Consider the following 20,123-nt stretch of genomic DNA (forward strand, 5'->3'; position numbering starts at 1 on the left):
TGACGCGGTCACCTTACCCGAACCATCACCGGGACGCAAATCGCGTCAGCGGAGACGAAAGGGCGGCCCCGCGCGGGGCCGCCCTCCTCAGCCGTCAGGCGCCGCGGAGCGTGGCGCCGGTCCCAGAAGCCGCGGCGGCGACAGCCGCGTCGCGGGCCCGGGTCGCCTCCTCCGCCGTCAGCGTGCGGTCGGGCGCGCGGAACCGCAGCGTGTAGGCCAGCGACTTGCGCCCCTCGCCCACCTGCTCGCCGGTGTAGACGTCGAACAGCCGGATCGCCTCCAGCAGCTCCCCCGCGCCCTCGCGCAGCGCCGCCGCGACACGCGCGGCGGGGACGTCCGCGTCGACGACGAGCGCGACGTCCTGGGTGGCGACCGGGTAGGTCGACACGTGCGGCGCGCGGGGCGCCGCGGGCTCGCCCAGGCGGCGCAGCTCCAGCTCCATCGCGCAGGTGCGCGGCGGCAGCCCGTAGGCCTTGGTGACGCGCGGGTGCAGCTCACCGGCGTGGCCGACGAGGACGTCGCCCGCGTACAGCGCGGCGCAGCGCCCCGGATGCCACGGCGCGTGCCGGTCGGCCCGCACCTCCAGCTCGACCCCGGCCTCGCGGGCCACGGTGCGGGCCGCCTCGACGGCGTCCGCCCACAGCGCGGGGCGGCCCGGGCCCCACCAGCCCGACGGCTCCCGGTCGCCCGACAGCACGACGGCCACCCGGTGCGGCTGGTCGGGCAGCGCCGCCTCGACGGAGGCGACCTCCTCCGCCGTCGGCCCGCGGTCGACCGCGAGGCGCGGCGCCCGGCCCGGCGCGTCGGGGCGGGGGCGGAACACCAGGCCCATCTCGAACAGCGCCGCGTCGCCGAAGCCGCGCCCCACGTTGTGGACGAGGGCGCGCAGCAGTCCGGGCAGCAGCGTCGTGCGCAGGAGCGGCTCGTCCTCGGAGAGGGGGTTGGCGAGCCGCAGCGCCGTGCGCCGCTCGTCGCCGGACGGGAGCTGGAGGTCGTCCCAGTCCTTCTCGGCGGCGAACGGGAACGACAGCACCTCGACGTACCCGGCGCCCGCGAGCGCGCGGCCCACCCGGCGCCGCAGCCGCTGCTGGAGCGTCAGCCCCCGCCCGTTCGAGGGGCGCGGCGCGCGGACCGGGATGTCCTCATACCCCTCCAGCCGGATGACCTCCTCGGCGAGGTCGTTGGGGTCGACGAGGTCGGGGCGCCACGACGGCGGGGTCACCGTCAGCACCTCCCCCTCGCCGGTGCCGCCCGCCACGGAGCAGCCGACGTCCTCCAGCCGCCGGACGACCGCGTCCGGCGGGTAGGCCACGCCCGCGACCCGCCCGGGGTGGCCCGCCGACATCGTGACCGTGACCGGCTCCACCGGTGCCTGCGCGTGCGTCACGCCGGGCACGATCTCGGCGCCGCCCAGCTCGGCCAGCATCCGCGCCGCCCGGTAGGAGGCGTACAGCGGCAGCTCGCGGTCGACACCGCGCTCGAACCGGTAGGACGCCTCGCTGTGCAGCCGGTGCCGGCGGGCCATCCGGGCGATGCCGACGGCGTCGAAGTGCGCCGCCTCGATCACCATGTCCGCCGACCGGTCGTCGATCTCGGTGGCGAGGCCGCCCATCGTGCCCGCCATCGAGATCGGCCCCGACGCGTCGGTGATGAGGACGTCCTCGGGGTCGAGGGTCCGCTTGGCGTGGTCGAGGGTCTCCAGCGCCTCGCCCGGCGCGGCGCGCCGCACCACGATCGGGCCGGTGAGCTTGGACCGGTCGAAGGCGTGCAGCGGCTGCCCGAGCTCCAGCATCAGGTAGTTGGTGACGTCCACGGCCAGCGACACCGGCCGCATCCCGGCCCGGTGCAGGCGGACCTGCATCCGGATCGGGGTCGTGGCGTCCGGGTCGAACCCGCGCACCTCGCGCAGCACGAACCGGTCGCACGCCGACGGGTCGCCGATGCTCGCCGGGTAGGACTCGCCGGTGTCGGCGGGCAACTCCACCTCGGCCGGGTCCTTGAACGGCACCCCGTAGGCCGTGGCGGCCTCGCGGGCGATGCCGCGGATCGACAGCGCGTAGCCGCGGTCGGGCGTGACGGCGATGTCGAGGACGTCGTCGCGCAGGCCGAGCAGCTCCACCGCGTCCGTGCCCGGCGGCGTGCCGGGCGGCAGCACGAGGATGCCGGCGTGGTCGTCGCCGATGCCCAGCTCGTCGACCGCGCAGATCATCCCCTCCGACAGCCTGCCGTAGGTCTTGCGCGCCCCGATCTCGAACCCGCCCGGCAGCACCCCGCCCGGCAGGATGACCACGACGTGGTCGCCGACGGCGAAGTTCGTCGCGCCGCAGATGATGTTCTGCGGCTCGCCGGTGCCGTTCGCCTGGCCGACGTCCACCTGGCAGTAGCGGATCGGCTTCTTGAACCCGGTGAGCTCCTCGATCGCCAGGACCCGGCCGACGACCAGCGGGCCGGTCAGGTCGGCACCCGCCCGCTCGACGGTCTCGACCTCAAGGCCCGCCGCGATCAGCTTCGCGGCCAGGTCGCGGCCGGTGACCCCGGCGGGCAGCTCGACGTACTCGCGCACCCAGGAAAGCGGCGCCCGCATCAGATCTCCATCCCGAACGGGAGGGTGAACCGGACGTCGCCCTCCACCATGTCGTGCATGTCCTCCACACCGTGCCGGAACATCAGCGTCCGCTCGACGCCTAGGCCGAACGCCCAGCCGCTGTAGCGCTCCGGGTCGACGCCGCAGGCCACCAGCACCCGGGGGTTGACCATCCCGCAGCCGCCCAGCTCGATCCAGCCCTCCGAACTGCACGTCCGGCAGGGGTCGCCGCCCGGCTCGGCCGAGGCGCCCCGGCACACGAAGCACTGCATGTCGACCTCGGCCGACGGCTCGGTGAACGGGAAGTAGGACGGGCGGAAGCGCGTCTTCAGCCCCTCGCCGAACATGCCCTCCACGAACACGCCGATCCCGCCGCGCAGGTCGGCCATCGTCAGGCCCTCGTCGACGGCGAGGCCCTCCAGCTGGTGGAAGACGGGGCTGTGCGTGGCGTCCAGCTCGTCGGTGCGGAACGTCTTGCCCGGCATCACCACATACACCGGCAGCGGGCGCGACAGCAGCGACCTGACCTGCACCGGCGAGGTGTGGGTGCGCATCACCAGGCCCGTCTCCTCCGAGCCGACGAAGAAGGTGTCCTGCATGGTGCGGGCGGGGTGGTCGGGCGTGAAGTTCAGGGCGTCGAAGTTGAACCACTCCGCCTCGACCTCGGGGCCCTCGGCGACCTCGAAGCCCATGGAGACGAAGACGTCGGCCATCCGCTCCTGGGTGGTGGTCAGCGGGTGCCGGGCGCCCCGGGGCGCGCGGTCCCAGGGCAGCGTGACATCGACGGTCTCCTCGACGAGGACGCGCTGGTCGCGCTCGTCCTCCAGCTCGGCCTGGCGCGCCTTGAGCGCCTGCCCGACCGCGCCCCGGGCGGCGCCGATGCGCTTGCCGGCCTCGGCGCGGCCCGCGGGCGGCAGCGCGCCGATCTCGCGGTTGGCGAGCGCCAGTGGGGAACGGTCGCCGGCGTGCGCCAGGCGGACCTGCTTGAGGTCGTCGAGGGTGCCGGCCGCGGCGATGGCGGCGAGCGCCTCGTCACGGGCCCGCTCCAGCTCCTGCGGGCTCAACGCGGTCACCTCGACGGGATCGTAGGACTTGTTGGGTGCAGACATGGTGGTGTGATAACTCCGGTCGGCGTGGGACGCCCGCAGTCTAGTGCGCGGGCGGAAAGGATCCGGAAAGCTCGTGCGCGCTCAGCGCGGCCCCCCGGGGGCCCGGTACCGCGGCTCCGGCCGTCGGCCGGATCAGCTCGCGTAGTCGGGGGCCCCGGCGGGCACGGTAAATCGGAACTCGGCGCCGCCGCCGGGCGCGCGCCGCACCGTGATCACGCCGCCGTGCGCCTCGACGAGGCCCTTCACGATGTAGAGGCCGAGGCCGGTGCCGCCGCGGCGGTTGCCGCCGGGGCCGCGCCAGAACTGCCGGAACACGCGCTGGACGGCCTCGGGCGGTATGCCCTCGCCCTCGTCGCGCACCGACACGGCGGCCCCCTCCTTGTGCGCGTCCGGCTCCACCACGATCGTCACGGTGCCGGCTCCGTGCCGCACCGCGTTCTCGACCAGGTTACCGAGGATCTGGTCGACCTTGTCGGGGTCGAGCCACATCTCGGGGAGCTCGCCGCGCGTCTCGAAGCGGAACCGGTCCTCGGGCTCGCCGGCCGCGACGCGCCCGGCGATGACCTTGCGGACCTCCTCGGGCAGGTCGACGACCTGGCGGTGCATCTCCAGGCGGCCCGCCTCGATGCGCGAGACGTCCAGCAGCTCGGTGATGAGCCGGGTGACGCGGTCGGCGTCGGCGTTGACGGTCTCCAGCATGACGCGCTTCTGGTCGTCGTTGAAGCGGTGCCACTTGGCGAGCAGCGTCGCCGTGAAGCCCTTCACGCTGGTCAGCGGGGAGCGCAGCTCGTGCGCCACGGTGGAGACGAGGTCGGCGCGGTCGCGTTCCTGGCGGGCGCGGTGCGCGGCGTCGCGCAGCGAGACGGTGAAGCGCTCGACCCGGCCGCGCTGGTCGCGGCGGTAGGCGGCGGTCACCAGCAGCTCGGTGCCGCCGGGCAGGAACAGCACCCGCTCGGGGTGCCGGGTGCGGGTGGCCAGGCCCTCGTAGGGCGCCAGGCACTTCCACCAGTCGCGCCCCTCGGCGTCGTGCAGGGGGAGGACGTCGCGGAAGTCGGCGCCGAGCGCGGCGCCGGCCTCGACCCCGGTCATCCGGACGGCGGCGGCGTTGAACACCACGACGCGGGCGTCCCGGTCGGCCACGAGCAGGCCGTCGGGCAGGTCGTCGGCCGGATCGCCCGCCGGCGCGCGCGCGGCCACGCGGGGAGGTCGATCTCCGCCCACTGCGGCCTCCAGAAACACCGGTCGGGACGTGGCCTGTCGAGAAGAGACTCTATCTGGACTCGGGCCCCTCGCGGGACCCGGAAAACGCCCTGCGGCAAGGCTTTTGTAGCCACCGGGCGGGGTGCGCGCCCCGCCGTGGACGTCCTCACCAGGAAGTACGCGGGCCGCCCCCGCGACGGTTCGACCGCGTCCCCGCCGATCGAGATCGTTTCGCGGCGCGGCCGCGGAGCAGGGCGGCGGCCCGAGGACGGGAACCGCCGGTGCCGGACGGACGGGATCAGCTCGCGCGCCTGGGCGGGCCCTCGGTCAGCGCGCGGTCGGCGTCCGGGTGCAGGGCGAACAGCCGGTGCAGGCCGGTGATGCGCAGCAGCCGCAGCTGCGCGGGGCGGACACCGGCGAGGACGATCTCGCCGCCGGACGCGGAGACCTGGTTGTGCGCGGCGACGAGCGCGCCGAGCCCGGCCGCGTCGCAGAACGGCACGGCGGCGAAGTCGACGACGAGGCGGCGGAAGCCCGCGCCGTACATCTCGATGAGGCGGGCGCGCAGCGTGTCGGCGGTGTGCAGGTCGATCTCGCCGGTCACGGCGGCGACGGCGGTGTCGCCGCGGACCTGGGCGGTCTCGATGGTCAGGCCGGTGCCCACCGCGGCGGTCACGGCGGGGCCCGCCGCGCCGGGCCGCGCCGCGGGCGCGCCTTCGGCGGACACGGCGGACGCGGCGGGCACGGTGGAGGCGGCGGCCCCGGCGGGCACGCCCGCACGGCACCTGAACTCCGGCCCCCGCCGGCCCGGCCTCCTGGCCGCCCTGGTCTCCTCGGTCATCACGTTCGCCCCCACTCTGCGCGGCATCGTCGCCGCCCCTGGTCAACCACGGTAAGCACCCGTTGGAACGTGCAAATCCCTCGCCGGGCCGGTATCCCGCTCCTACCTGGGGACGAGGGCCCGCCGCGCCGGCCGGACCCCCGCCCCGCCGTCGCGAGGCACCATCTTCGCAGGTCACACCCGGAGAAATCAGTTCGGAGGCGACCGCTTGCGGCCATCCGAACACGGAACGCAGTGAATCCAGCGCAAGCGTCCGCGTAACGCTCGTCACATGCCGTCAGCTGCGGGAACGCTCCCGTTGCGACCGCTGCGCCCGCGCCGAGGCGTACAGGCATACGGCGGCGGCCGTCGCGAGGTTCAGGCTCTCGGCGCGGCCGTGGATCGGCACCCGGACGACCTCGTCCACGTGCCGGAGGATCTCCTCGGGCAGCCCCCACGCCTCGTTGCCGAACACCCAGGCGGTGGGCCGGGCGAGGAGGCCGTCGTCGATGCCCTCGTCCAGCGTGCGCTCGCCCGCGCCGTCGGCGGCGAGGATCGTCAGCCCGGCGCCGCGCAGCTCGGGGACGAGGGTGTCGAAGCGCGGGCCGACCACGACCGGCAGGTGGAACAGGCTGCCCGCCGAGGCGCGCACGCACTTGCCGTTGTAGGGGTCGACGGAGGCGTCGGTGAACACGACCGCCTCCGAGCCCGCCGCGTCGGCGGTGCGCAGCACCGTCCCGGCGTTGCCGGGGTCGCGGACGTGCGCCAGCACGGTCACGAGCTCGGGCCCGGTCTCCAGCGCCGTGCCGAGCGGGACGTCGAGGAACCCGCAGACGGCCAGCAGCCCCTGGGGCGTGACCGTCTGCGCCAGCTCGGCCATGACCTCGCCGCTGACGCGCAGCACCGGCGCGCCGGCCTGCTCGGCGGCCGCCACCAGCTCGGGGTGGCGCGCCTCGGCCTCGGCCGTGGTGAACAGCTCGGCGAGCCCGCCGGGGATCCGCAGCGCCTCCCGCACCGCCTGCGGGCCCTCGGCGAGGAACCGGCCCTCGCGGCGCCGGAAGGCGCGCTTGGCGAGCCGGCGAGCGGCCTTCACCCGTGGTGATCGGAGGGAGGTCAGCTCGCGGCCCGCCATGTCACTGTGATCGCCTGGATGCCGGTCGCCCGGCTCAGGCGGCCTCCGAACCCTCGGCCGGGAGCGCGTCCTTGGCGACCTTGACGAGGGCGGCGAACGCGGCGGCGTCGTTCACGGCCAGCTCGGCGAGCATGCGCCGGTCGACCTCGACCTCGGCCGCCTTCAGGCCCTGGATGAACCGGTTGTAGGTGATGCCGTTCGCGCGGGCGGCGGCGTTGATCCGCTGGATCCACAGCCGGCGGAACTGGCCCTTGCGGTCCTTGCGGTCCCGGAAGGCGTAGGTCATGGAGTGGAGCTGCTGCTCCTTGGCCTTGCGGTACAGGCGCGACCGCTGGCCGCGGTAGCCGCTCGACCGCTCCAGGACGACCCGACGCTTCTTGGCGGCGTTGACCGCCCGCTTCACGCGTGCCACGTGATGGACTCCTTCGTGGGGGCCGGGGCCATCCGGGCCTCGGCCGGTCGCTGATGTTGCCGGTCGGGTGCTACTTGCGCAGCAGCTTCTTGATGTTCTTCGCGTCCGCGGGGGCCACCACGGCGGGGCCGGACAGGCGGCGGGTCCGCTTGGTCGGCTTGTGCTCAAGCAGGTGGTTCTTGTTGGCGCGGCGGCGCATCACCTTGCCGGAGCCGGTCAGCTTGAACCGCTTCTTGGCACCGCTGTGGGTCTTGGTCTTCGGCATGGTCGCCGTCGTCTCCCTCGCTGTGTGGCCCCGCGCGGCGGCACGGTGGCGCGCCTGAATCGGCGCATCGCACGGAACCCCGTGTGACGCGCCGGGTCAGGCTTCAATGTACGTGCGTCACGACCCCGCGAAACCGCGGGGGCGTGAGACGGACCCGCCCGGAGAGGCGGGCCCTGGTGGCCGGTTCGCCCCGCGTCGCCCCGGATCCCCGGGGTCGCCGCCGGTCTCCCGGTGCTCGGCTCCGCCGAAGCTCCCCGCGGGGGCGGGCCCCGGCCGGGCCGTCAGGCGGTGCCGGCGTCCTGCTCGCGGCTCGCCGCGCGCTCGGCCTTGGCCTCCGCCTTCTTCTTGTGCGGACCGATCACCATGATCATGTTCCGGCCGTCCTGCTTGGGCCGCGACTCGACGAAGCCGAGTTCCTCGACGTCGTCGGCGAGCCGCTGGAGCAGCCGGTAGCCGAGCTCGGGACGGGACTGCTCACGACCACGGAACATGATCGTGACCTTCACCTTGTCCCCTGCCTTCAGGAACCGCACCACGTGACCCTTCTTGGTCTCGTAGTCGTGCGGGTCGATCTTCGGGCGGAGCTTGATCTCCTTGATGACCGTGTGCGCCTGGTTCTTCCGCGCTTCACGCGCCTTCATCGCGGACTCGTACTTGAACTTGCCGTAGTCCATGAGCTTGGCGACGGGCGGGCGCGCGGTCGGCGCCACCTCGACGAGGTCGAGATCCGACTCGCGCGCGAGTTCAAGGGCCTTGGCGATGGGCACGATGCCCACCTGTTCGCCGTTCGGGCCGACGAGCCGGACCTCGGGCACGCGAATGCGGTCGTTGATACGCGGTTCGGCGCTGATGGGACCTCCTTGGGGCCGTTCTCAAGTTCGTAGACCGGTCGTACCCCGAGGCTCTCACGCGAAAAGCCCCGCACGACTCACGTACGGGGCCACCTTCGGTCTCCCCGTACGGTGGAACCGCCCGGGGACGACGGCGGGACGAGCGCGCGACGCTCGTTTCGCCGGACCGAGACCCACCGGCCGCACGGCCGGTCAGGTGGGAGGTGGCCTCCGCTTGAGCGCCCCGCACGATTGATCGCCTCGATCGCGCGCACAGGGCCGGTCGGCCTCCAAGACTACCACCTGCGAAGCCCCGGCGCGCCCCGCCGGTTCGCTCCTCGTTCGTCCGGTTCGTCCCTTGCTCGTCCGCCGTCTCGCGGGATCCCGCGCCTGTCGCGGTCCCGGGGTACGTCGCCGTCTACAACCGGCCGCGCGGGCGGACCATTCCCTCGTGGCGGTGCCCGGGCGGGTGAGGTTCTTCTGGCCCGGCAGGGCTCTCGGCGCGGGGGGCGGGGCTTGTTACGGTAGGGCGGATGACGGCCCGGTGGGGCCGGCACCAGGGAGGTTTCCCGCGATGCCCTCGGTCAAGGCCGGCGCCCCCGGCCCCCTCACCGCCGGGTCCCCGGTCAGGCTCCAGTTCGCGCAGAAGGCGTTCATCGAGGCCCACGGCAGGCTGCTGCTGGTCCGCAAGTCGGCGGACGACCCCTTCCACCCCGGCCGCTGGGAGGTGCCCGGAGGCCGGCTGGAGGTGGAGGACGACCTCGACCTGGACGACCACGTCCGCCGGGAGGTCTGGGAGGAGGTCGGCCTCAAGATCGACCCGGGGCCGCCCTTCCACCTGTGGCAGTGGTTCATGCCCGACCGCGGCGCGCGGGCCCGGAACGCGCGGATCCGCGTCGTGGCGACGGCCCGCCGCTGCCGCCCGCTGTCGCTGGACGCCGACCTCGGCAACCAGGAGCCGGGCGACCATCTGGCCGAGTGCGCCTGGGTGCCGCTGGCCGAGGTCGCCGGGTACGCGCTCATCCCGAGCCTGCGCCCGGTGATGCGGGCCTACCTGTCGCGGTCCGGCTGAGCCGCCGATGGACGCCCGGGACCCCTCGCCCGCCCGGTCGCCGGGCCTGGACGGCGCGCCGCGCCGCCGCTTCTCGCTGTTCGTCGTGGGCGAGGTGCGGATCGAGGCGCGGGCGTCCCTGCCGGACGCGCGGTTCGGCGAGCTGACCGCGGACCGGCTGTCCTACGCCCCCGCGCGGGCGCTGGTCGCGGGGACGGCCGTCAACCTGGCCCGGTGCGCGGTCGGCTACTTCCGCAGGGTGAGCGTCCTCGGCAAGGTCGGGGACGACGCGTTCACCCCGGTGATCCGGCGGGAGCTGCGGCGGCTGGGCGTCCGCGACCGGCTGCGCGTGGAGGAGGGCGCGCCGAACGGCGTGACCGTGATGGTGCGGGACCGCCCGGACGGCGAGGGCCCCGGGGTGCGGCTGCTCGTGGCGGCGGAGGACGCGCCGGGCCGGCGGCTGACCGAGTCGGAGGTGCGCGCCGCGTCCGCCGGGATCCGCCGCGCGGACGCGCTGTTCGTCGACGGGTACGCGCTGCTGTCGCCGGTGTCGCGGGCGGCGCTGCGCGCGGCCGCCCGCGTCGCGCGGGAGGCGGGGACGCTGGTCGCCCTCGACCTCGTCCCGCACGACATCGACGGGCGGCTGCCCGCGGCCGACGTGCTGCCGGCGCTCTCGCTCGCGGACGTGGTGTTCACCGAGGCGCCCACGGTGGCGCGGCTGCTCGGGGTCGCGCCGCCGACCGGGTCGGGCGGCATGCGGGACCTGCTGCCCGCGCTGGACCGGGCCGCGCCGGGCCGTCCGCTGTGGCTGCTGCGGTTCGGGGCGACGTCGCTGGAGTATGTGCTGGCCTACCAGCGGGAGCGGCTTCTGCTGGAGTATCCGTCCGGGTACGGGGCGGGGATGGAGCGCGCGGGTTTCGGCGACCGGCTGGCGTCGAGCGAGCTGTACTGGTGGCTGTCGCGGCGCTGACCCCGGCGCCGGTGGTCAGTGCCGCGCGGCCTGGACGGCGGCGGCCCGCCGCATGTCCCGGACCGTGCGCAGGAAGCGCCGCCTGCCGGCGGGCAGGCCGAACGTCTCCTGCCAGCGCCAGGGCCCGCCGGAGCCGGTGGCGGCGGTGAAGGCCCAGCGGAGGAACTGGCTCGGCACGCCGTCCCCCGCGTGGACGGTCGCGCGGCCCTCCTCCTCGACCAGCAGGTAGGAGCGGCCCGCCCGGAAGCGGGCGCGCAGGGCGGCGTGCCCGGCCGGCGCGCCGGGCAGACCGCGCTCCTCCAGCACCGCGCGGACGCCCGGCGTCCCCGGCAGGAGGTGCCAGTGCGCGTGGTCGACGCACGCGCCGCCGCCCTGGGACGTCGCCGGGCCGTGCTCGAACAGCACCAGGTCGCCGCTCCCGTAGGCGGCCTCGTAGAGGCGGGAGACGTGGTCGCGCCAGTGGAGGGCCGATCCCCACAGCGGGGCGCCGAACGCCCCGGCGCACTGGTGGTGGCGCCGGGTCACCAGGAGGAGGTGGCCGGCGGCGAGGGGCGCCACGTCCGGGATGAGCAGGAACCCGGGGTCGCGGGCGAGCACGGCGGAGTCTCCGGGCAGCCCGGCCGCGGCGTTGACGCGGAACCGCAGGGGCGGGCACAGGACGCAGTCGCGGACGGGCGGGCTCCAAGTCGATGGCTCGGCCAACCGTCCTCCTGCGCCGGGGGCCGCACGGGATCTGCCCTTCCCAGCGTGCCCGGTGGCCGGGCGACCCGATCTGTGCGGACACCGATACAGACATGGAACCCACGGGGTACAAAGCCTGGCCGGGCGGGCATAAAACATCCAGAAGGCGATACCGTGCACCAGTCTCCCCCAGAACCCCCGCTTCCGCAGGCCACCCGTGGCGCCCGTCCGGACGATCCGTTCCCGGTCACCGGGGCCGTCATCGACATGGCCGTCCTCGCGACGCGGCTGGAGGAGTCCCTCGACGTGCTGCGCGACACCTACGCGCCCGCGCTCGGCGCGGGCGGCGGCTGGTACCACGAGCTCACGCGGCCCGAGCCGGGGACGACCGCGACGGCCCTCGGCCTGCTGGCGTTCGTGGAGGCCGGAAGGCCCTTCGAGTACTTCCACGAGGGGCTGGCGCTGCTCGCCGCGCGGCAGGCCGCCTCCGACGACGCGCTGCGCGACGGCGGCTGGGCCACCCGCACGAGCCTCGGCATGCCCGTCGTGGAGGCCACCGGCTGGATCGCCAGGTTCCTCGCCCGCGCCCGCTGCGACCTGCGCGAGGACGCGCCCGACCTGCGGCGGGCCTACCGGTGGCTGCTGCGCAACCAGAACCCCGACGGCGGCTGGGGCTCGCTGCTCGGCTGCCCCTCGCGGGTGTGGCTGACATGCCTGGCGCTGCGGGCGCTGAGCCAGCTCAACCCGCACGACCCGGCGGTCGACCGGGGCGTGGAGTGGCTGACCGCCGACCGGACCGCGCACCGCCCCGGCTGGGGCCCGACCCCGCCCGCCGCGCCCACCGTCACCCACACGGCGTTCGTGCTGGTGACGCTGGCCGAGGCGCGTCCGGAGCTGGCGACCGAGCGGCTGCTGGACGCCCACGACTGGCTCGCGGCGCGGCTGGACGGCGCCGACGACCACATCTGGATCGAGACCTACGACGTCTCCCCGCCGGGCACCGGACCGGGGCCCGTCTGGCGGCTCGCGCTGTGGCACTACGGCCTGCCGATCGCGCTGGTCGCGCTGCTGCGCGACCCGCGGGGCCCGCGCGGGCCCGCCGTCGCCCGCGTGTTCCGCGCGCTCGCGCGCGGCGAGGTCACCGGCCCCCGCTGGAACAGCCATCCCGGCGGCGGGCGCACCTCGCTGTGGACGCTGTGGTGGCGGCTGGAAAGCCTGGTCGCACTCACCCGCATCCCGCTGGCGGGGCGCGCGGACGTGCTGCACTGGCTGCCGGACGCCACGATCGTGCAGCGCGCCCACGCGCGCGAGCTGCCCCTCGCCGCGCTGCTGCCGCACCACCGGCGGCTGGAGCCGGTGGCGCTCGTCCGGCGGCACTGGTCGGCGCTGCTGCTGGCGCTCATCTGCCTCGGCAGCGCGCTCGGCGTCACGGCCGGGGCATGGGGCTGGCGGGACTTCTGGCTGAGCGTGATCCTGCCGATCGTCCTGGCGATGGTGGACGAGTCGCTGAAGCGGCGGCGCGGCTCGCGCGACCCGCCGCTCGACCCGACCTGACCCGCGACCCGCGCGGGGATCAGGCGCGGCGGGCGAGTTCGGCCTCCCCGGCGGCGCGCATCGCCTCCACCGGGACGTCCTCGCACCCGGTCATCAGCGCCACCTGCCGGACCGCCTGGTGCAGCAGCATGCCGAAGCCGCCCGCGACCGTCCCGCCCGCCGCCGCGACGGCACCGGCGAGGGCGGTGGGCCACGGCGCGTAGACGACGTCGAACAGCGCCGCGCCCGAGGCCGCGACCGGCTCGGCGTAGGCGTCGGCGGCCCGTCCGGGCAGGGTCGAGACCACGAGCCCGGCCGGGAGGTGCTCGGCCAGCCGGTCCAGCGGGACGACCCGGACCGCGAGCCCGAACCGCTCCCCCACGGCGGCGGCCTCGGCGGCGCGCGCGGGGGCGCGGGCGGCGAGCACCGCCTCGTCCAGGCCGAGTCCGGCGAGCGCCGCCAGCGCCGAGGCGGCGGTCGCGCCGCCGCCGAGCACCAGCGCGGAGCCGGGCGCCGAGAGGCCCGCCTCGGCGAGCGCCGCCGTGATCCCGTGGACGTCGGTGTTGTCGGCGTACCGCCGCCCCTCCCGCAGGACGATCGTGTTGGCGCCGCCGACGCCGGCCGCGAGGTCGGACACCGAGTCCGCCAGCTCCAGCGCGACCCGTTTGAGCGGCATGGTCAGCGACAGGCCCGCCCACTGCGGTCCGAGCCCGTCCAGGAGTGCGGCGAGGCCGTCCTCGCCGCACTCGACCGCCTCGTAGGACCAGGCGTCCAGGCCCATCGCCGCGTACGCCGCCCGGTGCAGGACCGGCGAGAGCGAGTGGGCGACGGGCGAGCCCAGCACCGCCGCCCGCCGGACCGCGCCGTCCTCCCGCTCCGCCCGCGTCAGTTGCCCGGGTGCTTGCGCTGCCACTCGCGGAACTCCTGCTCCAGCTTCTGCCGGTCCGCCTCCGTCGAGGCGAACTTGGTGATCTTTCTGGTCGGGTCGGTGGCGACGAAGAACAACCAGTCGCCCTTCTCCGGCGTCACCGCCGCCTCGATCGCCTCCGGCCCCGGGTTGGAGATCGGCCCCGGCGGCAGCCCCTTGTGCTTGTAGGTGTTGTAGGGCGAGTCGACCTGCAGGTCGCGGTTGCGCACGTCCAGCGTGCGCTTGTTGAGCGCGTACAGGACCGTGGTGTCGAACTGGAGCGGCATGCCCGTCTTGATCCGGTTGTAGATCACCCGCGAGATCTTCGGGAAGTCCGACGGTCGGCCGCCCTCGGCCTGCACGAGGCTCGCGAGCGTCAGCACCGTCCCCGGGCTCAGGTCCGCCGCCTTCGCCTTCTCCTCCAGGCCGACCGACTCCGCCTCCTTGCGGAAGCGGTCCACCATGAGCTTGAGGGCCTGCTTCGCCGAGCCGTTCGGGTCGAGGTCGTAGCGCCCCGGGTAGAGGTAGCCCTCGACGTTCCCCTTGGCGTAGGCGGGGAGGCCGAGGCCCGCCCCGTCCTTGGCCGCCGTCTGGAACTCCTTCACCGGGATGCCGGTCTTCTTCGACAGGAACTGGTAGACCTCGATGGCGCGGCGGCCCTCGGGGACCGTGACCTGGTTGCCCGCGCGGGACTTCGCGTCCAGCAGCAGCGCCATCGCCGCCGACGAGGACATCTTCAGCCGCATCTGGTAGAAGCCCGGCTGGATCGAGGACGCCTTGGTCTCCTTGCCGTAGGCCTTCACGAACGCGCGGACGCTCTTGACGACGCGGTGCTCCTGGAGCGTCGTGCCGATCGCCGAGCCGCTGTCGCCGTCCTTGATCTGGACGGTGACCTTGCCGCTCCCGGCGCCCTTGTAGTCCGGCGGGTGGAGCTTGTTGTCGAGCCAGGCGGCGCCGAGGACGCCGCCGGTGCCGAACACGGCCACGATGAACGCCATCGCGAACAGCGCGGCGGCCCGGCCGCTGCCCTTGCGCCTGCGCTGCTTCTTGCGCACGCGTCGCTGGGCCCGCCGGCCGGGCTGCTGGCGCTCCGGCTGCGGGCCGTCCCCGTGGGGATCGGAGAAAAGGTCCAAATCGTTCATGAGCTCCCCCGGACGATCTCGCCTGGGGGGCGCCCAGTCAACCGTTCCCCGTCAAGAGCCGCTTGAAGCAGGACGGCGGCCGCGGCCTGATCGACGACGCGGCGGCGCGCCTGACCGTGCACGCCGCCCGCGCGCAGGCCCGCCTCGGCCGTGACCGTGGTGAGCCGCTCGTCGTAAAGGCGGACCTCCGCGTCCGGGAGGCGGCCCGCGAGCCGCGCCGCGAACCTGCGCGCCGCCTGCGCCGCCGGGCCCTCCCGGCCCGACAGCGACGTCGGCAGGCCGACGACGACCTCGATCGCCTCGTGCTCGGCGGCGAGCCGGACGAGCCGGTCCACGTCCCCCTTGCCGCTCTTCACCGTCTCCAGCGGCGAGGCGAGGATCCCGCCCGGGTCACAGCGGGCGACGCCCACGCGGACGGTCCCCACGTCCACCCCGAGCCGGACGCCCGGCCTCATCGCTCCGCCCGCCCCGGCCGGGGCGGGCACGCGCTCGTTCCCCCGAACGCGGGCCTCACGCGGCCCCTACGGCGTTCTCGACGGCGGCGAGCGCCTCACCGAGGGCGGCCGCGTTCGCGCCGCCTCCCTGGGCGAGGTCGTCCTTCCCGCCGCCCCCGCCCCCGAGGGTCCTGGCGGCCACGCCGACGAGCGCCCCGGCCTTCAGGCCGCGCTCGCGGGCCCCCTCGGTGACGGCGACCACGACGACCGGGCGGTCCTTCGGGACGCCGCCGACCATGACCACGGCGGGCCGGCCGGTCAGCCGCCCGCGGACGTCGACGGCGAGCTTGCGCAGGTCGTCGGCGCCGGTGCCGTCCGGGGCGCGGTGCCCGACGAACGCGGTGCCGCGCACGTCGCGGGCCCCCTCGGCCAGCGACCCGGCGACCGCGAGGACCTGCTGCGAGCGCAGCCGCTCCAGCTCCTTCTCGGCGTCGCGGAGCCGGGAGACGACGCCGGAGATCCGCTCGGGGAGCTCCTCCTTGCGCGCCTTCATCTGCTCGGCGAGCTGCGCGACCAGAACGCTCTCGCGGGCCAGGAAGCGGAACGCGTCGATGCCGACGAGCGCCTCGACGCGGCGCACCCCGGCCCCGATCGAGGACTCGCCGAGCACCTTGACCAGGCCGAGCTGCCCCGAGCTGGCGACATGGGTGCCGCCGCACAGCTCGCGGGAGTAGTCGCCGACCTCCACGACCCGGACGTCGTCGCCGTACTTCTCGCCGAACAGCGCCAGCGCGCCCATCGCGCGCGCCTCGTCCAGCGAGGTGTGGAAGGCCCGCACGTCCAGGTCGTTGACCAGGACCTCGTTGACCTCGTCCTCGACGTCGCGCAGCACGCTGACCGGGACGGCGCCGGAGGCGGTGAAGTCGAACCGGAACCGGCCGGGCGAGTTCTCCGAGCCGGCCTGCGCGGCGGACTCGCCGAGCGCGCGGCGGAACCCGGCGTGGACCATGTGGGTCGCGGTGTGCGAGCGGGAGATCGCCCGCCGCCGCTCCACGTCGACCTCGGCGTGCGCGGTGTCGCCGGCCCGCGCCTCGCCGCTGCGCACGCGGCCCCGGTGCACGATGAGACCCGCGAGCGGCGCCTGCACGTCGGTCACCTCGATGACGGCGCCGTTGCCGAGCCTGATCAGCCCCTGGTCGGCGAGCTGGCCGCCGCCCTCGGCGTAGAAGGGGGTGCGGTCGAGGACGACCTCGACCTCGGTGCCCTCCCCCGCCGCGCCCGCGTTGGCGCCGTTGACCAGCAGGCCGACGACGCGGGCGTCGCCGAGCAGGCTGCTGTAGCCGATGAAGTCGACGGTCCCGCCCGCGCCGGTGAGCAGCTCGTCGAGGACCGAGACGTCGAGGTTGCCGGTCTTCTTGTCGCGGGCGTCCTTCTTGGCGCGCTCCCGCTGCTCCCGCATGAGCCTGCGGAAGCCCTCCTCGTCGACCTTGAGGCCCTGCTCGGAGGCCATCTCCAGGGTCAGGTCGATCGGGAAGCCGTAGGTGTCGTGGAGCTTGAACGCCTGCTCGCCCGCCAGCGCGCGGCCGCCGGACCTCCGGGTCTCCTCCACCGCCGTGTCGAAGATCGCGGTGCCGGTGCGCAGCGTCTGGAGGAAGGAGTCCTCCTCGGCGTCGATGACCGTGTGGATGTTCGGGGCGGTGCGGACGAGGTCGGGGTACTGCTCGCCCATCGCGGCGACCGCGACGGCGGTCAGCTCGTGCATCAGCCCGGCGTCCTGCCCGCCGAGCAGCCGCAGGTTGCGGATGGAGCGGCGCAGGATGCGGCGCAGCACGTAGCCGCGGCCCTCGTTGCCGGGGCGGATGCCGTCGGCGACCATCATCGTCCCGCTGCGGACGTGGTCGGCGACGACGCGCAGCGACACGTCCGCGCGCTGGTCGCGGCCGTACTTCGCGCCGGTCAGCTCGGCGGCACGGTCCAGGACGCGCCACAGCGTGTCGGTCTCGTAGATGTTGTCGACGCCCTGCAGGATCGCCGCCATGCGCTCCAGGCCCATGCCGGTGTCGATGTTCTTGGCGGGCAGGTCACCGAGGATCGGGAAGTCGGTCTTGCTGTCGCCGGGACCCCGCTCGAACTGCATGAACACGAGGTTCCACACCTCAAGGTAGCGGTCCTCGTCGGCGACGGGGCCGCCCTCGCGCCCGTACTCGGGGCCGCGGTCGTAGTAGATCTCCGAGCAGGGCCCGCAGGGGCCCGGGACGCCCATCGACCAGAAGTTGTCCTCCATGCCGCGCCGCTGGATGCGCTCCAGCGGCACCCCGACCTTGCGGTGCCAGATGTCCTGGGCCTCGTCGTCGTCGGTGAAGACGGTCACCCACAGCTTCTCCTCGGGGAACCCGAAGCCGCCCTCTTCACGCGGCCGGGTCAGCAGGTCCCACGCGAAGGGGATCGCCTGCTCCTTGAAGTAGTCGCCGATGGAGAAGTTGCCCAGCATCTGGAAGAAGGTGGCGTGCCGGGTGGTCCGGCCGACCTCCTCGATGTCGGGGGTCCGGACGCACTTCTGGGCGCTGGTCATCCGCTGCGACGGCGGCGTGCGCTGGCCGAGGAAGTACGGCTTGAAGGGGACCATGCCGGCGTTCACCAGCAGCAGGGTGGGGTCCTCGGCGATCAGGCTGGCCGACGGCACCACCGTGTGGCCGCGCTCCTCGTAGAACCGAAGGAAGCGGCGCGCTACCTCTGCCGACTCCATGATCAGTGGCCATCCTTGTCGTCGTCGATGATCGTGTACCTGGCCCGCAGGACCCGGCGGGGCCGGGAGCCGTCGGGCTCGGGAGGAGCCTGGTCCATGCGGACGGCCTCGCGCAGCTCCTCCTCGCGGGCCCGCATCTCGGTACGCACGTCCGCGGCGAAATCCCTCAACCGCTCGCCCGCGCCCTGCCCGGTCGAGACCGCGCGGGCCGCGACGCCCTCGGGCGACCAGGTGCGCGCGATGCGCTCCACCCGCCGCTTGACGCGGTGCGTGGCGTAGATGCCGGCGCCCGCCCCGACCGAGAGCCAGAAGAGCCTTCTCATCCGCGTCCCTTCCCGTCGGAGCGGGTCTGAAGCTCGCGCCGGCCGGACCCGGCGGACCGGCCCCTGCCCTTCCCCGCGCGCCTGCCGGAGCGCTTGCGCGGGGCGGGGGCCGGGGCGGCGTCCTCCTCCGCGCCCTTCGCCGAGCCGCCGAGCGCCTTGCGGACGCCGTAGGAGAACGCGGCGGCCTTCACCACCGGGCCGCCGACGACCGAGGTCATGACGGTCGTGACGGCCGAGACGTTCTGGGTGACGCCGGCGACCTGCTTGGTGATCACGTCGGTGCGGCCGAGCTGCTCGTTGGCGCGGCCGACCGTGCGGGCCATCTCGTCCATCAGCGGGCCCGCCTGGTCGCCGATCTCGCGTACGACCTCGCCGGCCTCGCCGAGCAGCCGCGCGAGCCGCAGCAACGTCAGCGCGACGAACGTGACGAGCACCGCCCAGAAGACGGCCACGATGAGACCTGCGAGCTGTCCACCAGTGAGCATCGGGGCTTTCCGTTCGACGTGTGTGCGGCTCGGGCCGGGTCAGCAGACCCTACCGTGGGCGCCGGCCCCGGCCGCTCGGGCGATCCAGGCTATCGGGCGAACGCCGCCGATGGCGCGAGCACCGCGTGATCACGGCGTGGGCGTGATCACGGCCTGGGACGGCGCCGGCCCGGCCGGCGGGCGGCGCCGCGTCAGGGCGTCCCGTTCGCGCGGGTGCCGCGCAGCACCGACCGGATCCGGGCGAGGACCTCGGTGAAGCGGGACTCGGCGCCGTGCCGGGTCGGGCGGTAGTACTCGCGGCCGTCCACGGCGTCGGGCGCGTACTGCTGCCGGACGACGCCGCCCGGGTGGTCGTGGGCGTACTTGTAGCCCTTCCCGTGCCCGAGCTGCTTCGCGCCCGTGTAGTGCGCCTCGCGCAGGTGCGTGGGGACGGCCCCGGCGAGGCCCTTGCGGACGTCGCCGAGCGCCTCGTCCACCGCCTTGACGACCGCGTTGGACTTGGGGGCTAGAGCCAGGTGGATGACCGCCTGCGCCAGGTTGATGCGGACCTCCGGCAGACCCACCAGCTCCACGGCCTGCGCCGCCGCGACCGCGGTCTGGAGCGCGGTCGGGTCGGCCATGCCGACGTCCTCGCTGGCGTGCACGACCAGCCGCCGCGCGATGAACCTCGGGTCCTCGCCGGCCTCGATCATCCGGGCGAGGTAGTGCAGCGCGGCGTCGACGTCGCTGCCCCGGATGCTCTTGATGAACGCGCTGATCACGTCGTAGTGCTGGTCGCCCTCGCGGTCGTAGCGGACGGCGGCGCGGTCGACGGCCCGCTCCAGCACGTCCACGTCGATGGTGCCGCCCTCCTCGACGACGAGGGACCCGGCCTCCAGGTAGGTGAGGGTGCGGCGGGCGTCGCCGCCCGCGAGCCTGATCAGGTGGTCCTCGGCGGCGGGGTCGAGGCCGACGGCGCCGCGCAGGCCGCGCTCGTCGGCGAGCGCGCGGCGGATCACCTCGCGCAGGTCGTCCTCGCCGAGGGGCTGGAGGGTGAGCAGCAGCGACCGCGACAGCAGCGGGCTGATCACCGAGAAGAAGGGGTTCTCGGTGGTGGCGCCGATGAAGGACACCCAGCGGTTCTCGACGGCGGGCAGCAGCGCGTCCTGCTGGGCCTTGTTGAAGCGGTGCACCTCGTCGACGAACAGCACCGTCTGGCGGCCGGTCATGCCGAGCTCGCGGCGGGCCAGGTCGATCTCGGCGCGGACGCGCTTGACGCCGTCGCTGACCGCCGAGACCTCCACGAACCGGCGGGAGGTGACGTGGCTCACGACGGTGGCGAGGGTGGTCTTGCCGGTGCCCGGCGGCCCCCACAGGACCAGCGACATCGGCGCGTCCCGGTCGACGAGCTGGCGGATCGGGGTGCCGGGGCCGAGCAGGTGCGCCTGGCCGACGACCTCGTCCAGCCCGCGGGGGCGCATCCGCACCGCGAGCGGCTGCCCGGCCTCGGTGCCGGTGCT

General features: G+C 74.7%; 19 protein-coding genes. 3 read left to right on the forward strand and 16 right to left on the reverse strand.

What is annotated here, in order from left to right; genetic code table 11:
- Positions 1–94 precede the first annotated feature (94 nt).
- The 8 genes from pheT to infC form a co-directional block, all read right to left on the reverse strand.
- Positions 95–2,584, reverse strand: coding sequence for a phenylalanine--tRNA ligase subunit beta (pheT, locus tag KLI87_RS38420; RefSeq protein ID WP_156221782.1), 2,490 nt, complete (start codon positions 2,582–2,584; stop codon positions 95–97).
- Complete coding sequence (pheS, locus tag KLI87_RS38425; RefSeq protein WP_156221780.1) at positions 2,584–3,693, reverse strand: phenylalanine--tRNA ligase subunit alpha; 1,110 nt, start codon at positions 3,691–3,693, stop codon at positions 2,584–2,586. The genes pheT and pheS overlap by 1 nt, the downstream gene beginning before the upstream one ends.
- A 132-nt stretch (positions 3,694–3,825) precedes the next feature.
- Positions 3,826–4,890 (reverse strand): HAMP domain-containing sensor histidine kinase, encoded by a 1,065-nt coding sequence (locus KLI87_RS38430; RefSeq protein ID WP_308166547.1) that lies wholly within the window; start codon positions 4,888–4,890, stop codon positions 3,826–3,828.
- Positions 4,891–5,191: 301 nt separating this feature from the next.
- Positions 5,192–5,761 (reverse strand): STAS domain-containing protein, encoded by a 570-nt coding sequence (locus KLI87_RS38435; protein WP_214620936.1) that lies wholly within the window; start codon positions 5,759–5,761, stop codon positions 5,192–5,194.
- A 250-nt stretch (positions 5,762–6,011) separates the two neighbouring features.
- Entirely contained in the window at positions 6,012–6,845 is an 834-nt protein-coding gene (locus tag KLI87_RS38440; protein ID WP_156221778.1) for an RNA methyltransferase, read from the reverse strand.
- A gap of 34 nt (positions 6,846–6,879) precedes the next feature.
- Positions 6,880–7,257, reverse strand: coding sequence for a 50S ribosomal protein L20 (gene rplT / locus KLI87_RS38445; protein ID WP_131736762.1), 378 nt, complete (start codon positions 7,255–7,257; stop codon positions 6,880–6,882).
- A 70-nt stretch (positions 7,258–7,327) separates the two neighbouring features.
- The gene (rpmI, locus tag KLI87_RS38450) at positions 7,328–7,522 is read right to left on the reverse strand and encodes a 50S ribosomal protein L35 (RefSeq protein WP_156221776.1); all 195 of its coding nucleotides are present in this window, start codon (positions 7,520–7,522) and stop codon (positions 7,328–7,330) included.
- A gap of 281 nt (positions 7,523–7,803) precedes the next feature.
- Positions 7,804–8,373, reverse strand: a complete 570-nt coding sequence (gene infC, locus KLI87_RS38455; protein ID WP_214620999.1) for a translation initiation factor IF-3 — start codon at positions 8,371–8,373, stop codon at positions 7,804–7,806.
- A 553-nt stretch (positions 8,374–8,926) separates the two neighbouring features.
- Between infC and KLI87_RS38460 the strand changes: the two genes are divergently transcribed.
- Positions 8,927–9,424 carry an NUDIX domain-containing protein gene (locus KLI87_RS38460; protein ID WP_156221775.1) on the forward strand — a complete coding sequence of 166 codons (498 nt, stop codon included), beginning with the start codon at positions 8,927–8,929 and terminating at the stop codon, positions 9,422–9,424.
- Between the two features lie 7 nt (positions 9,425–9,431).
- On the forward strand, positions 9,432–10,373 hold the full coding sequence (locus tag KLI87_RS38465; protein ID WP_214620937.1) for a carbohydrate kinase family protein: 942 nt from the start codon (positions 9,432–9,434) through the stop codon (positions 10,371–10,373).
- 15 nt (positions 10,374–10,388) lie between these two features.
- On the opposite strand, the gene KLI87_RS38470 is transcribed toward KLI87_RS38465, so the two are convergent.
- Positions 10,389–11,075, reverse strand: a complete 687-nt coding sequence (locus tag KLI87_RS38470) for an HIT family protein (protein ID WP_214620938.1) — start codon at positions 11,073–11,075, stop codon at positions 10,389–10,391.
- 153 nt (positions 11,076–11,228) lie between these two features.
- On the opposite strand from KLI87_RS38470, the gene KLI87_RS38475 reads away from it, so the two are divergent.
- Entirely contained in the window at positions 11,229–12,608 is a 1,380-nt protein-coding gene (locus KLI87_RS38475) for a prenyltransferase/squalene oxidase repeat-containing protein (protein ID WP_214620939.1), read from the forward strand.
- A 19-nt stretch (positions 12,609–12,627) separates the two neighbouring features.
- On the opposite strand, the gene KLI87_RS38480 is transcribed toward KLI87_RS38475, so the two are convergent.
- From KLI87_RS38480 to KLI87_RS38510, 7 genes are all read right to left on the reverse strand, one after another.
- Positions 12,628–13,500 (reverse strand): shikimate dehydrogenase, encoded by an 873-nt coding sequence (locus KLI87_RS38480; protein ID WP_308166548.1) that lies wholly within the window; start codon positions 13,498–13,500, stop codon positions 12,628–12,630.
- The gene (mltG, locus tag KLI87_RS38485; protein ID WP_156221767.1) at positions 13,473–14,636 is read right to left on the reverse strand and encodes an endolytic transglycosylase MltG; all 1,164 of its coding nucleotides are present in this window, start codon (positions 14,634–14,636) and stop codon (positions 13,473–13,475) included. Before mltG ends, KLI87_RS38480 begins: the two co-directional genes overlap by 28 nt.
- Positions 14,633–15,091: a Holliday junction resolvase RuvX gene (gene ruvX, locus KLI87_RS38490; RefSeq protein ID WP_156221851.1), complete on the reverse strand. Its 459-nt coding sequence runs from the start codon at positions 15,089–15,091 to the stop codon at positions 14,633–14,635. The genes mltG and ruvX overlap by 4 nt, the downstream gene beginning before the upstream one ends.
- A 55-nt stretch (positions 15,092–15,146) precedes the next feature.
- Positions 15,147–17,816, reverse strand: a complete 2,670-nt coding sequence (gene alaS / locus KLI87_RS38495; RefSeq protein WP_156221765.1) for an alanine--tRNA ligase — start codon at positions 17,814–17,816, stop codon at positions 15,147–15,149.
- Positions 17,817–17,818: 2 nt separating this feature from the next.
- Positions 17,819–18,139, reverse strand: coding sequence for a hypothetical protein (locus KLI87_RS38500; RefSeq protein WP_156221763.1), 321 nt, complete (start codon positions 18,137–18,139; stop codon positions 17,819–17,821).
- On the reverse strand, positions 18,136–18,624 hold the full coding sequence (locus KLI87_RS38505; RefSeq protein WP_214620940.1) for a DUF948 domain-containing protein: 489 nt from the start codon (positions 18,622–18,624) through the stop codon (positions 18,136–18,138). Before KLI87_RS38505 ends, KLI87_RS38500 begins: the two co-directional genes overlap by 4 nt.
- A 191-nt stretch (positions 18,625–18,815) precedes the next feature.
- Entirely contained in the window at positions 18,816–20,084 is a 1,269-nt protein-coding gene (locus KLI87_RS38510; protein WP_156221849.1) for a replication-associated recombination protein A, read from the reverse strand.
- Positions 20,085–20,123 lie beyond the last annotated feature (39 nt).

This window comes from Actinomadura sp. NEAU-AAG7 (assembly GCF_018603865.1).
Taxonomy (GTDB): Bacteria; Actinomycetota; Actinomycetes; order Streptosporangiales; family Streptosporangiaceae; genus Spirillospora; species Spirillospora litoris.